The 12,198-nt window shown below is 66.2% G+C and carries 13 protein-coding genes and 2 tRNA genes; 11 read left to right on the forward strand and 4 right to left on the reverse strand.

Features of this window, described 5'->3' with window-relative positions; genetic code table 11:
• Window positions 1-65 precede the first annotated feature (65 nt).
• Window positions 66-1,004, forward strand: a complete 939-nt coding sequence (locus F792_RS0105640; protein WP_018168743.1) for a site-specific integrase — start codon at window positions 66-68, stop codon at window positions 1,002-1,004.
• A gap of 264 nt (window positions 1,005-1,268) precedes the next feature.
• Here the strand turns inward: F792_RS0105640 and F792_RS0105645 are convergent.
• The 3 genes from F792_RS0105645 to F792_RS0105655 form a co-directional block, all read right to left on the reverse strand.
• Window positions 1,269-1,344 (reverse strand) — tRNA-Thr (locus F792_RS0105645).
• Between the two features lie 73 nt (window positions 1,345-1,417).
• Window positions 1,418-1,855 carry a Fur family transcriptional regulator gene (locus F792_RS0105650; protein WP_018144889.1) on the reverse strand — a complete coding sequence of 146 codons (438 nt, stop codon included), beginning with the start codon at window positions 1,853-1,855 and terminating at the stop codon, window positions 1,418-1,420.
• Window positions 1,856-1,937: 82 nt separating this feature from the next.
• A tRNA-Gly gene (locus tag F792_RS0105655) sits at window positions 1,938-2,011 on the reverse strand.
• Window positions 2,012-2,076: 65 nt separating this feature from the next.
• Between F792_RS0105655 and thiS the strand changes: the two genes are divergently transcribed.
• The 3 genes from thiS to trmB are packed head-to-tail and all read left to right on the forward strand — an operon-like array spanning window position 2,077 to window position 3,866.
• A complete protein-coding gene (gene thiS, locus F792_RS0105660; protein WP_018168744.1) occupies window positions 2,077-2,283 on the forward strand; it encodes a sulfur carrier protein ThiS in 207 nt (68 codons plus the stop codon).
• A gap of 48 nt (window positions 2,284-2,331) precedes the next feature.
• Window positions 2,332-3,135, forward strand: coding sequence for a thiazole synthase (locus tag F792_RS0105665; RefSeq protein ID WP_018168745.1), 804 nt, complete (start codon window positions 2,332-2,334; stop codon window positions 3,133-3,135).
• 2 nt (window positions 3,136-3,137) lie between these two features.
• On the forward strand, window positions 3,138-3,866 hold the full coding sequence (gene trmB, locus F792_RS0105670) for a tRNA (guanosine(46)-N7)-methyltransferase TrmB (protein ID WP_018168746.1): 729 nt from the start codon (window positions 3,138-3,140) through the stop codon (window positions 3,864-3,866).
• Between the two features lie 27 nt (window positions 3,867-3,893).
• Here the strand turns inward: trmB and F792_RS0105675 are convergent, their stop codons facing one another.
• A complete protein-coding gene (locus F792_RS0105675; RefSeq protein WP_018168747.1) occupies window positions 3,894-4,742 on the reverse strand; it encodes a universal stress protein in 849 nt (282 codons plus the stop codon).
• A gap of 267 nt (window positions 4,743-5,009) precedes the next feature.
• On the opposite strand from F792_RS0105675, the gene F792_RS0105680 reads away from it, so the two are divergent.
• From F792_RS0105680 to F792_RS0105710, 7 genes are all read left to right on the forward strand, one after another.
• Window positions 5,010-6,848, forward strand: coding sequence for an SLC13 family permease (locus F792_RS0105680; protein ID WP_018144894.1), 1,839 nt, complete (start codon window positions 5,010-5,012; stop codon window positions 6,846-6,848).
• A 46-nt stretch (window positions 6,849-6,894) separates the two neighbouring features.
• Window positions 6,895-7,785, forward strand: a complete 891-nt coding sequence (locus F792_RS0105685; RefSeq protein ID WP_018144895.1) for a phosphoribulokinase — start codon at window positions 6,895-6,897, stop codon at window positions 7,783-7,785.
• Between the two features lie 108 nt (window positions 7,786-7,893).
• A complete protein-coding gene (locus F792_RS0105690) occupies window positions 7,894-8,352 on the forward strand; it encodes a hypothetical protein (RefSeq protein WP_018168748.1) in 459 nt (152 codons plus the stop codon).
• Window positions 8,349-9,479 carry an FIST C-terminal domain-containing protein gene (locus F792_RS0105695; RefSeq protein ID WP_018168749.1) on the forward strand — a complete coding sequence of 377 codons (1,131 nt, stop codon included), beginning with the start codon at window positions 8,349-8,351 and terminating at the stop codon, window positions 9,477-9,479. The genes F792_RS0105690 and F792_RS0105695 overlap by 4 nt, the downstream gene beginning before the upstream one ends.
• A 30-nt stretch (window positions 9,480-9,509) precedes the next feature.
• Window positions 9,510-10,544: an NADP(H)-dependent aldo-keto reductase gene (locus F792_RS0105700; protein ID WP_018168750.1), complete on the forward strand. Its 1,035-nt coding sequence runs from the start codon at window positions 9,510-9,512 to the stop codon at window positions 10,542-10,544.
• A gap of 10 nt (window positions 10,545-10,554) precedes the next feature.
• Entirely contained in the window at window positions 10,555-11,337 is a 783-nt protein-coding gene (locus F792_RS0105705) for a TatD family hydrolase (RefSeq protein ID WP_018168751.1), read from the forward strand.
• Window positions 11,334-12,080: a ThiF family adenylyltransferase gene (locus F792_RS0105710; RefSeq protein ID WP_018168752.1), complete on the forward strand. Its 747-nt coding sequence runs from the start codon at window positions 11,334-11,336 to the stop codon at window positions 12,078-12,080. The genes F792_RS0105705 and F792_RS0105710 overlap by 4 nt, the downstream gene beginning before the upstream one ends.
• Window positions 12,081-12,198: the final 118 nt, after the last annotated feature.

Raw genomic sequence — 12,198 nt, forward strand, 5'->3', positions numbered from 1 at the left:
AGGGAGACCGTGTGCTAACTTCAGTGATGCCAGGGGCGTGACTTGAACCCGTTACAGGGGAGGGCATGCCCGCGATGGAAACCCACCGCACCCTCGACGACCTGGTGCAGATCTATCTGCGCGAGCGGATTTTGCGGCCCGATACCGCCATCCGCTACCAACAGGTTGTCCGACAGATTAAGAACGACATGGGCGTCAGGACGCTGGACGAGATTCAGCGCGACACGCTGCTGGAGTGGCGCAGCCAGGTCCTGCAGCGCGCCCGCGCGACGACCTGGAACTACTACCGTCGCCATTTCCGCGCGATGTGGCGCTTCGCCATGGAAGCGGAATGGATCAGCCATGACCCCCTGGAACGGGTCGATGCGGCTCCTGAAGATCGCCGGATCAAGACCGTTTCGCGCGACCTTCTGGATGAGGCGATCGCGGCGCTCGATGATCCCGAGAACCGGTGCCTTGAGCCCCGGTGGTTCTGGCTCGTGGTGCTGCTCACCTTCTACTACACCGGTATGCGACGGCGGCAACTGGTGGCACTAACCTGGGGCGATGTGTGCTGGAAAGAAGGCGAGCTGCGGCTATCAGCAGCGGGATCGAAAACCCACCGAGAGTGGGATATTCCGATCCCCGCGCCCTTGGTGGAGCCGTTGCGGGAACTCTATGACCGGACCATTGCGCTACGCGGCCCCCGGGGCCTTGAGCAAGCGCAAGTGTTCAACCTGGGCCTGCACCGTGGCGAAACGCGCTACCAGGGGGACGGCATCCGAGTAGGACAGGTCAGCGGCTTTTTCCGGAAGCTAGGCGAGGTACTGGGACAGCCCATATCGCCGCACCGTCTCCGGCATACGCTGGGGACCGAGGTGGGGCGACGGGAGAACCCCCCGCTTCGCGCGCTGCAGCACTTGCTGGGACACACCAACCTATCGACTACGATGCAATACGTCGAACCGGACATGGGGCAGCTGCGCCAGTTGGTTGACCACCTTCCCCAACCGGGCCGATCCTAGCCAGCGTGCCGGATCACCACAGACACGCAAACCCTTGCTTGACTGTGGATTCCGATATGGGATAGTAAAGGATCGGGTGGCTTCACATGCCGCCCGTAGCCAGTCAGTACGTGCCACCTGGCAGTACGCCTCGACATTCGAGCGGGGGACGCAAAAAAGAAGGGCGGTGCCATCAACACCGCCCTTCCGATGGTCCGAATAGGGCGGACCTGTCCCTGGCTCTGGTCTGTCATCGTCCCCTTGATCCGACGATGGCAGCAAGTTTGGTGCCGGCGAGAGGAGTCGAACCTCCGACCTATCGATTACGAATCGATTGCTCTACCAACTGAGCTACACCGGCGAAGCGCGACATGATAGCGAGGGCCGGTGCCGACCACAATCCGGCGAGCCCGGACAATCGACCGATCACCGGCTCAGGAGCGGCGGCGGCCCACGCGGAAGACGACGTCCACACCCTCGAGTTCCTTGCCTTCGGGCAGGGCGGGCAGATCGGAGATGTCGATCCGCGCCGGATCCACGTCTTCCAGTTGCCCGGTATCGGTATGGAATAGGTGGTGATGCGGATTCAGGTTGGAGTCGTAGAACAGCTTGGCCGGATCAATCACGACCTCGCGCACCAGCCCCTTCTCGGCGAACAGGTTCAGGGTGTTGTACACCGTGGCCTTGGACACCCGCGAGGCATGCCGCATTAGCTGCCCGAGGATTTGCTCGGCGCTGAGGTGCTGATGGCGGGCGAACATCACGCGGGCAATCTCGACGCGCTGCTCGGTCGGGGAGATCGCGTGCTCGCGCAGCATTTCGCGCGCGGCGTGGACCGAGAGCAGATCCGGGTTGTTGGAGTCGATGTTCATGATTCCGACGATATAACAGGGATCTGGAGCAAGTCCATATCCCGCTTTCCGGGGACCGGTGAGGCCGGGAAGCCTGATAGAATGGAGCGGGTGATGGGAATCGAACCCACATTAAGAGCTTGGGAAGCTCCCGTTCTACCATTGAACTACACCCGCTTGCGCCGCCGATTGTAGGCCTTGTCGGCCTCCGGCTCAACGGTAAACTGAGCAGTCGAAGAACCATGCAGATTCAGCTGAACGGCGAACCCTTTGAACTCCCCGATGATCGCGGGGCCACCCTGGCCGCGCTGATCGAGGCACGCGGCCTTGGCGGCCGCCGTCTGGCGGTGGAGGTGAACGAAGAGCTGGTCCCGCGCAGCGAGCACGCGGCCCATCCCCTGAAACCCGGGGATCGCGTGGAGATCGTGCAGGCGATCGGGGGCGGCTAGATTGCCCAGCCGCCCGGCCTGCGACCACTTTTCAACGAAGGAATGACCATGACCGAATCGGCCGCGTCCGCCGACGACCTGTTCCGCGTAGGCACGCGCGAGTTCACCTCCCGCCTGCTCGTTGGGACCGGCAAGTACCGCGATCTCGACCAGACCCGCGACGCCATCGAGGCGAGCGGCGCGGAGATCGTGACCGTCGCCATCCGCCGCACCAACATCGGCCAGAACCCGGACGAACCCAACCTGCTGGACGTGATCTCGCCGGAGCGCTACACGCTGCTGCCGAATACTGCCGGCTGCTTCAATGCCGAGGATGCGATCCGCACCTGCCGCCTGGCACGCGAGCTGCTCGACGGCCACAACCTGGTGAAGCTGGAGGTCCTGGGCGACGAGAAGACCCTGTACCCGGACGTCTTCGAAACCGTGAAGGCCGCGGAGACGCTGGTGGCCGAGGGCTTCGACGTGATGGTCTACACCACCGACGACCCGCTGCTGGCGAAGCGCCTGGAAGACATCGGCTGCCTGGCGATCATGCCGCTGGCCGCGCCGATCGGCTCGGGCCTGGGCATCCAGAATCGCTACAACATCCGCGAGATCGTGGAGAACGCCTCGGTTCCGGTGCTGGTGGATGCCGGGGTCGGCACCGCCTCGGACGCCGCGATCGCAATGGAGCTGGGCTGCGACGGCGTGCTGATGAACACCGCCATCGCCGCCGCCGACGACCCCGTGCTGATGGCCTCGGCGATGCGCCACGCGATCATCGGCGGGCGCCAGGCCTTTCGCGCCGGGCGCATGGCGCCGCGGCGCTACGCCTCGGCCTCCTCGCCGCAGACCGGCCTGTTCTTCAGCTGAGCATGAGCGACCACGCCAACGCCGAGACGGACGACAAGCCGTTCTACCGCCGTATCCGCAGCTTCGTGCGCCGCGAGGGCCGGCTGACGCCGGGCCAGCAGCGGGCACTGGACGACCTGTTTCCGCGCTTTGGCCTGCAGCTACCGGAACCCGCGGCACCGCTGGACCTGACTTCCGTTTTCGGGCGCACGGCACCCGTGACGCTGGAGATCGGCTTCGGGGACGGCGAGAGCCTGGCCGAGCAGGCCGCGAACCAGCCGGCACGCGACTTCATCGGTACCGAGGTGCACCGGCCGGGGGTCGGGCATCTGCTGCGCGAGGTGGAGCAGCGCGGCCTGACCAATGTGCGCGTCAGCGACGTCGATGCGGTGGAACTGCTGGAGCACTACCTGACGCCCGCCAGCCTGGACTGCGTGCAGGTGTTCTTCCCCGACCCTTGGCACAAGAAGCGCCACCACAAGCGGCGCCTGATCCAGCCGGCCTTCGTGCGCCACCTGGCGACGCGCATCCGGCCGGGCGGGCGGCTGCATCTGGCGACCGACTGGGCCGAATACGCCGAACACATGCTGGTGGTGCTGGAGGAATGCCGGCCATGGTTCGTGCCGGATGGCCCGATCCCGGCTCCCGGCCGGCCGCCGGAGCGCCCGGTGACCAAGTTCGAACGGCGCGGGGAGCAACGCGGCCACAAGGTCGCCGATCTGCTCTACCGGCGCACCGACGAACCCGCCTGATGATACCCGGCGCGATGCCGGGTCGGATCAGGCGTTCTTGACCACCAGGACCGGGCAGTCAGCCCCGCCAATCACGCGCTCGGACACGCTGCCCATCAGAAGGCGCTTGAGCCCGGTACGCCCGTGGCTGCCGACCACCACCAGATCGCGATGGTCGCGCGCAGCGACCTCCAGCAGGGTGACCTCGGGGCGCCCCTCCTCGAAGGTCGCATCGGCCTCCAGCCCCTTCTCGCGGGCCTCGCCCTGCAGACGCTGGATGGCCTGGACACCCTCCTGACGCCGCTCCTCGTTCTGCCCCGGGACCGCCACGGACACGATCGTGATCGGAAGCTTGCAATAGCCGGCCAGCTCGATTGCGGCGCGCGCGGCCTGGTCCCCAAGGTCGGAGCCGTCGGTCCCCACCAGAAGCCCGCGATGCGGCGCCTGGGCGCCGCGCGGGACAATCATCACGTTGCAGGGTGCGAGCCCCACGACCTTGCGCGTGGCGTCGCCCACCATCAGGCGCGAGAGGTCACCTCGATCGCGTCGGCCGATGACGATCAGCCCGGCCTTGAACTCCTCGGCAATGGCGACGATCTCCTGGTGCCGGTCGACCCCGTGGCGCAGGATCATGGAGGCATCGATGCCCACCTCGCGGGCGCGCTTTTCCAGTGCGTCCAGATCGGTCTGGCCGGCAACGCTCGCCTCGTGGCTGCGCGGCGGAGACAACGCATCGTGCTGGGTATCGGTGCGGATAATCCGTGCGACGATCAGGCGCGCACCACAGCGCTGCGCCAGATCCAGCGCCACATTCTCGGCGGATTCGCTGAACTCGGAGCCATCCGTCGCCAGGACGATGGTCTCGAAACGGCACAGCGGGGCATCTGAATCGGACATGCTGGGGTCTCCACCTGGACTTTTTTCCAAGCATAACCGACATGCCGGCAAACGCCAGCACTCGGGGCCGCGCCGAACGAACCGCCTACCCAACGCCAGCGCATTTTTTGCGTCCGTGCCCGCGGGATGAAATAATCCCGCGCTTTCAAGGGAAAGGCGGAATCTGTTTCCGCCGACCCGCCTCGGCGCCTGCGCCCGGCGCGAGTCCCCTTTTTCGGCTTCTGGCCACGCGCCGTCCGGCGCGGGTCCTCAGGACACGACTGGAACATGGAAAACCTTACGCTGACCACCGAGATGATCGTGGTGCTTGCGCTGCTCGCGTTCACGATCTTCCTGTTTGTCTCCGAGATCATCCGGGTCGACCTGGCGGCGATCTCGGTGATGGTCCTGCTCGGCCTGCTGACGCTGGTGCCCGGACTCGGGATGCTGGTCGGCCAGGAAGAGCTGTTCAGCGGCTTCGCCTCCAATGCGGTGATCTCGATCATCGCGGTGATGATTATCGGCGCCGGCCTGGACAAGACCGGCGTGATGCACAAGGTGGCGGCGTTCATCATGCGCGTGGGTGGCACCACCGAAAAAAGCATCATCCCGACCGTCTCCGGAACCGTCGGCGTAATCTCCAGCTTCATGCAGAACATCGGCGCAGCCGCGCTGTTCATGCCGGTGATGAGCCGCATCTCCAATCGCCTGAACATCCCGCTGTCGCGCCTGCTGATGCCGATGGGCTTCGCCGCGATCGTCGGCGGCACCATCACCCTGGTCGGGTCCAGCCCGCTGATCCTGCTGAACGACCTGCTGCCGTCGGACATGGAACCGTTCCAGCTGTTCGACGTGACCCCGATCGGCCTGGCCCTGCTGGCCACCGCCATCGTCTACTTCGTGCTGCTGGGCCGCTTCGTACTGCCGTCGGTCAAGAGCAAGGCCACCCAGCGCGAAAGTGCACAGGACTACTTCCAGCGCGTGTACGGCCTGTCCTACGAGATCCATGAGCTGTTCGTCCCGGAGAACGACCCGATGGTTGGGCGCACGGTGGCCGAGATCGAGCGCGAGACCGGGATCGCGATCGTCGGCACCTACATGCGCGACGAGCTGCGCATGGCACCGTGGACCGGCTACGAGATCCAGGCCAACTCGCACCTGGCCGTGCTGGCCAGCCCGTCACGCATGGAAAAGCTGTGCGAGGGCACGCGCAAGCGTCCCAGCACCCATCTCGACGTGTTCGCCAACGCCCTGGACAGTGGGCGTTCCGGCGTCGCCGAGGTCGCCATCGCGCCGGGCTCGAACCTCGCCGGCAAGACGGTCACCGAACTGGCGATGCGCCAGACCTACGGCCTGTCGGTGATGCGCATCCAGCGCGGCAACGAGACCTACGGCGAGGGGCTACGCGACATCCCCCTGGAACCGGGCGATATCCTGGTGGTGCACTGCACCTGGGAATCGCTGGCCCGGCTGGAGCAGGACCGCGATTTCGTGGTGATCACGTCGGACTATCCGCGCGAGGAACTGGTACCGTCCAAGGTGCCGCATGCGCTGTTCTTCCTGGCGCTGACCGTGGGCCTGATCGTGTTCACCGACCTGATGCTCTCGGTCGCACTGCTGACCGGCGCACTGGGCATGATCCTGACCGGCGTCATCAGCCTCGACAACGCCTATCGCGCCGTCAGCTGGAAGACCGTCTTCCTGCTGGCGTCACTGATCCCGCTAGGCATGGCGGTGGAGAACACCGGAACCGCCGCCTGGATCGCGCAGAACACGCTGGAGATGCTGGGGACCGTACCGCCCTGGGTGCTGCAGGCGACGATCTTTGCCCTGGCCACGTTCTTCACGCTGGTCATGTCCAACGTCGGCGCGACCGTGCTGCTGGTGCCGCTGGCGATCAATTTCGCGATCGCCGCGCAGGCCGCGGGCATGGATGCCGACCCGCGCGTGTTCGCGCTGACCGTGGCGATCGCCACCTCGAATTCCTTCCTGATCCCGACCCACCAGGTGAACGCCCTGATCATGGGCCCCGGCGGCTATCGGGTGAAGGACTTCATGAAGGCGGGCGGCATCATGACCATCCTGTTCGCCGTGGTCGCCATGTTCATGCTCAACCTGATTTTCTAGTCTGTTAAACGCAACCTTTAGCAACCCGTTTGCAAGGAGAAATCCCATGTCCCAGAAGCATCCCGTGATTGCGGTGACCGGTTCCTCGGGTGCCGGCACCTCCACCGTCAAGCGCTCCTTCGAGTCCATCTTCCGTCGCGAGCAGATCAGCCCGGTTGTGATCGAGGGCGACAGCTTCCATCGCTATGACCGCAAGGCAATGAAGGAGGCGATGCAGAAGGCCGCCGCCGACGGCAACGATCACTTCTCGCACTTCGGCCCCGAAGCCAACCTGTTCGATCGCATCGAGGGGCTGTTCAAGACCTACGGCGAGACCGGCCAGGGCGAGAAGCGCTACTACCTGCACTCCGACGAAGAGGCCGCCGAGCACAACGAGCGCCTTGGCACCAACCTTGGACCGGGCGAGTTCACCCCCTGGGAAGAGATCCAGCCGGGCACCGATCTGATGTTCTACGAAGGCCTGCACGGCCTGGTCGTGAACGGCGAAGTGGACGCCGCGCAGCACGTGGACCTGGGTATCGGCGTGGTGCCGATCGTGAACCTCGAGTGGATCCAGAAGATCTTCCGCGACAACGCCGAGCGCGGCTATTCCGCCGAGGCGATCGTCGACACGATCCTGCGGCGCATGCCGGACTACGTGAACTACATCACCCCGCAGTTCGGCTACACCGACATCAACTTCCAGCGCGTGCCGACGGTGGACACCTCCAACCCGTTCATCGCCCGCGCGGTGCCGACCCCGGACGAGTCGATGGTGGTGATCAGCTTCAAGGATCCGGCGAAGCTCGGCATCGACTTCCCGTACCTGCAGAACATGATCCCGGACTCCTTCATGTCCGATCCCAAGACCCTGGTGGTCCCGGGCGGCAAGATGAGCTTCGCGATGGAGGTCATCCTGGCCCCGATCATCCACGAGATGCTGTCGCGTCGCGGGTGATCCGCAAGCCCAAGAGAAGTTCCCAAGCCCCGCTCCGGCGGGGCTTTTTTCGTTCAAGGCCGGGCATTCCGCTAGGATTCGGGCTTTAACCAACAGGACGGAGTTGGCGTGTTCGGACTCTTCGGGCCACGGCCGGCCCAACAGATGGAGCGCTTTCGCAGCCGTTACGACGGACGCTCGCTGATCGTGCACCAGGGTTTCAACGGGGACTGGCTGGAGGAGCTCATCAAGCAGCCGGGTGGCGGCGGGCACTTCCGCATGGACAGCCGGCCACTGCCGCGGCGGCGCCCCACCCCGGTGGAATGGCTGGTGCAGACCTACATCCTGCCGCTGGACCTCCCTCAGCCACTGTTTCTGGACGTACGCGAGGACGCCATCCTCGTGCGCCACCTGACGCGCGGGCAGCATGCCGTGCACCCCTCCGAGATCGCCTGGTTTCTGGAGGAACTGGACACTCGCCACCACGCCCGCCTGGTCTTCGCCGAAGACGGCGGCCTGCACGTGCACACCGGCCTGCCGGTCGAAGACAACGAGGCCCTCAGCATGCTGGAGCATCTCGGTTTATGACCACACCCTTTCGCAGCGCCACCGCCCGCGGCGACGAGCCCGGGGCCCTGGCCACCACCCTGATCGCCGAGCTCGGCGAACAGCCGGTACGTGGCGATGATGAGGTACGCGTCGGCTTCATCTATCTCTCCGACCCCCTGAGCCGCCACGCCCGCAGCCTGCTGAAACACCTGCGCGAAGGCCTCGGGATCGATCACTTCGTCGGCGGCATGGCCATGGCGATCATCGGCCCGCGCGACGAGCTCTACGAGCAGCCCGGTGTGACCCTGATGATCGGCGAGTTCCCGGCATCCAGTGTTCGGGTCATCTACCATCCGGTACGTCGCTTCGAGGATCTGGTACAGGAACTGGACGGCTTCCTCGACCCGCAGACCCCGGGGCGTCTGATCCTGAATGCCGACCCCCAAACGGAGGGCCTGGAAGACATACTGACCGAGATCGGCGAGCAGACCGCCTGGTTCGCCACCGGGGGTGTCAACTCCGGCGAGCCCGGCGTGGTACAGATCGCCGACGGGGTCTCCGCCTCGGGCATCACCGGCCTGGCGCTGCGCGACGATGTCGCCATCGCCGCGCGCCACAGCCAGGGCTGCACACCGCTGCCCGGCCAGCACGAGCTGACCGAGACCTGGCGCAACATCATCGTGCGCCTGGACGGGCAGCAGGCGCTGCCGGCATTCAAGGGCATCATCGGCGATGTCCTGTCGCGCGATCTGGAACGCGCGCTGGGCTACATCCTGGTCGGCTTTCCCATCGCCGGCTCGGATACCGGCGACTATCGCGTGCGCAACATTATCGGGGTGGACCTGGACCAGGAGGTGCTCGCGATCGGCGAGATGCTGGAACCGGGGTCGCAGATCCTGTTCGTTCGCCGCGACGGCCAGGCCGCCCGCGACGACCTGGAACGCATGCTGGAACAGGTGCGCGCCCAGGCACCCAACGGTATTCGCGGGGCGCTCTACATCTCCTGTGTCGGGCGCGGACGCCACCAGTTCGGGCAGGAAGGCGCGGAGTTGGCTATCGTGCAAAAGGGGCTGGGGGACGTACCCCTGGTCGGCTTCTTCGCCAATGGCGAGATCTTCGCCAACCGCCTGTACGGCTACACCGGGGTCCTGACCCTGTTCACCTGAAACGCACTCCACCACACCCCGGGAGAAGGCATGCAGTACCGCAAGCTGGGACAAACCGATATCGAAGTCAGCCTGATCGGCCTGGGCACCATGACCTGGGGCGAGCAGAACACCGAGGCCGAGGCGCACGAGCAGCTGGACTACGCGCTGGGGCAGGGCGTGAACTTCATCGACGCCGCCGAGATGTACCCGGTGCCGCCGCGCGAAGACACCCAGGGCCTGACCGAGACCTACATTGGCAACTGGCTGGCGCAGCGCCAGAATCGCGACCAGGTCGTGCTGGCCAGCAAGGTCGCCGGCCCCGGCATGATCGACTACCTGCGCGGCGGCCCCCAGCTGAACCGCGAGCACATCGAGCAGGCCCTGAGCGACAGTCTCAAGCGGCTGCAGACCGACTATCTGGACCTCTACCAGGTCCACTGGCCGGCGCGCGCGACCAACTTCTTCGGCCAGCTCGGTTACAGCCACAAGCCCGACGATAACGCCACGCCGATCGAGGAGACCGCCGCCGCCCTCAAGGCCATGGTCGACAGCGGCCGGGTGCGGACCATCGGCATCTCCAACGAGACCCCGTGGGGCTTCATGGAATGGATCCGCGCACATGACCGCGGCCTGTCCGAGCGCATTGTCTCCATCCAGAACCCCTACAACCTGCTCAACCGCAGTTTCGAGGCGGGCCTGGCCGAGATGGCCATCCGCGAGGACGCCGGCCTCCTGGCCTACTCGCCGCTGGCCTTCGGCATGCTCTCCGGCAAGTACCTGGATGGCGCCAAGCCGGCAGGTGCCCGCCTGACCCTGTTCGAGCGCTTCCAGCGCTACAGCAACGAATCCGGCCTGGCCGCGACCGCCGAGTACGCCAGGCTCGCCGCCGAACATGGGCTGACGCCAACCCAGCTGGCACTGGCCTTCGTCAACCAGCAACCGTTCGTGACCAGCAACCTGGTCGGCGCGACCACCATGGAACAGCTGCGCGAGAACATCGCCACCGTCGACATCACCCTGTCCGACGCCGTGCTGGAAGCCATCGAGGCGATCCACGCCCGCTTTACCTACCCCTGTCCGTAGGTCGGATCCGTTGCACCTGATCGATACGCACGTCCACCTGGACCTCGACGCGTTCGATCCGGACCGCCCGGCGGTGCTGGACCGGGCCCGCGCCGCCGGCGTGCGGGAGTTGGTCCTGCCCGGCGTCACGCGTGCCCGCTGGCCGGATCTGGACGCCCTGCACCGGCACTACGATGGTCTGCATGTCGCCTACGGTCTGCACCCAATCTTCCTGCAGGACCATGCGGATGACGACCTCGACGCGCTGGAGCCCTGGCTGGACGCGCACCCGGAGACCGTCGCCGTCGGCGAGATCGGACTGGACGGCTACCACCAGGAGCTCGACTGGGACCGTCAGTGGCGGTTCTATACGCGGCAACTGGCCATCGCCCGGGAACGCGAGCTGCCGGTGATCATCCACAGCCGACGCGCGCTCGACGAGGTCCTGAAGGGCCTGCGCCAGTACCCCGGCATCAGCGGCATCCTGCATGCCTTCATCGGGAGTCCGCAGCAGGCTCGGCAGGCGGCGGATCTCGGCTTTGCACTCGGGATCGGCGGACCCGTGACCTACGAGCGCGCAAAGAAACTGCACCGCGTGGTGCGCGACGCACCGCTGCAGGCGCTGGTGGTGGAGACGGACGCCCCGGACCAACCGCTGGCCGGACACCAGGGCGAGCGCAACGAGCCGGCCATGACTGCCGAGGTCAACCGCCAGCTCGCGGCCCTGCGAGACATGGATCCGGCCGAGATGGCTATAATCACGTCACAAAACGCACGCCGGGTCCTCCGGCTCCCGACCGGTTCCGCTGCATGAGCTCGCCCGCCGACGCCCCGCACAATCCCTATACCGAACGCACGGATCTGCTGCTGGGGCATGACGTCACCGCGCGCCTGCGCGATCGGCATGTCTTCATCGCCGGACTGGGCGGTGTAGGCAGCTACGCGGCCGAGGCGATCGCGCGGGCCGGGGTCGGACGCATGACCCTGGCCGATCACGACGTGGTGGGGGCCTCCAACCTGAACCGCCAGCTCGTCGCGCTGCGCTCCACCGTGGACCGGCCCAAGACCGAGATCATGGCGAACCGCATCCACGACATCGATCCCGACATCGAGGTCACCATCCGCCAGGACTTCCTCCAGCCCGACACCATCGGCGACCTGGTCCCCGAGGATGCCGACTTCGTGCTGGACGCGATCGACTCCATTGTCTGCAAGGCCGCGCTGGTCGCGACCGCCCAGGCCCGCGGGCAGGCCGTGATCTCGAGCATGGGCGCAGGTGGGCGCATCGACCCGACGGCCGTGCGCGTAGGGCCGCTGACCGAGACCCGCGTGTGCCCGCTCGCGCGGCAGATGCGCAAGCGGCTGCGGCGCCTGGGCGCACATCTCGACTATCCCGTGGTGTTCTCCATCGAGCAGCCGCGCAAGGGCACGGAGCACCGGCCGGTCGGCGACGGCGGGCGCCCGCGCTCGGTCAACGGCACCATCTCCTACCTGCCCGCGATCTTCGGCCTGACCGCCGCCGGCCACGTGATCCAGACCCTGATCACCCGCAGCTGACGGACACGAATCGAGTGCAGGAACCCGTATCGACTCGTCATTGCGAGGCGCGACGCGCCGCGGCAATCGGCGAGGGGTACCCCCCAGCCGCACCGCACCCGCAAGCCCTGGACAGCAC

This window comes from Thioalkalivibrio sp. ALMg9 (assembly GCF_000380625.1).
GTDB lineage: Bacteria > Pseudomonadota > Gammaproteobacteria > Ectothiorhodospirales > Ectothiorhodospiraceae > Thioalkalivibrio > Thioalkalivibrio versutus.

Excerpts from the sequence above, each read along its gene's own strand:
- F792_RS0105640 (WP_018168743.1), top strand. The coding sequence starts at position 66 with ATGCCCGCGATGGAAACCCACCGCACCCTCGACGACCTGGTGCAGATC.
- F792_RS0105650 (WP_018144889.1), bottom strand. The coding sequence starts at position 1,855 with ATGAACATCGACTCCAACAACCCGGATCTGCTCTCGGTCCACGCCGCG.
- thiS (WP_018168744.1), top strand. The coding sequence starts at position 2,077 with ATGCAGATTCAGCTGAACGGCGAACCCTTTGAACTCCCCGATGATCGC.
- F792_RS0105665 (WP_018168745.1), top strand. The coding sequence starts at position 2,332 with ATGACCGAATCGGCCGCGTCCGCCGACGACCTGTTCCGCGTAGGCACG.
- trmB (WP_018168746.1), top strand. The coding sequence starts at position 3,138 with ATGAGCGACCACGCCAACGCCGAGACGGACGACAAGCCGTTCTACCGC.
- F792_RS0105675 (WP_018168747.1), bottom strand. The coding sequence starts at position 4,742 with ATGTCCGATTCAGATGCCCCGCTGTGCCGTTTCGAGACCATCGTCCTG.
- F792_RS0105680 (WP_018144894.1), top strand. The coding sequence starts at position 5,010 with ATGGAAAACCTTACGCTGACCACCGAGATGATCGTGGTGCTTGCGCTG.
- F792_RS0105685 (WP_018144895.1), top strand. The coding sequence starts at position 6,895 with ATGTCCCAGAAGCATCCCGTGATTGCGGTGACCGGTTCCTCGGGTGCC.
- F792_RS0105695 (WP_018168749.1), top strand. The coding sequence starts at position 8,349 with ATGACCACACCCTTTCGCAGCGCCACCGCCCGCGGCGACGAGCCCGGG.
- F792_RS0105700 (WP_018168750.1), top strand. The coding sequence starts at position 9,510 with ATGCAGTACCGCAAGCTGGGACAAACCGATATCGAAGTCAGCCTGATC.
- F792_RS0105710 (WP_018168752.1), top strand. The coding sequence starts at position 11,334 with ATGAGCTCGCCCGCCGACGCCCCGCACAATCCCTATACCGAACGCACG.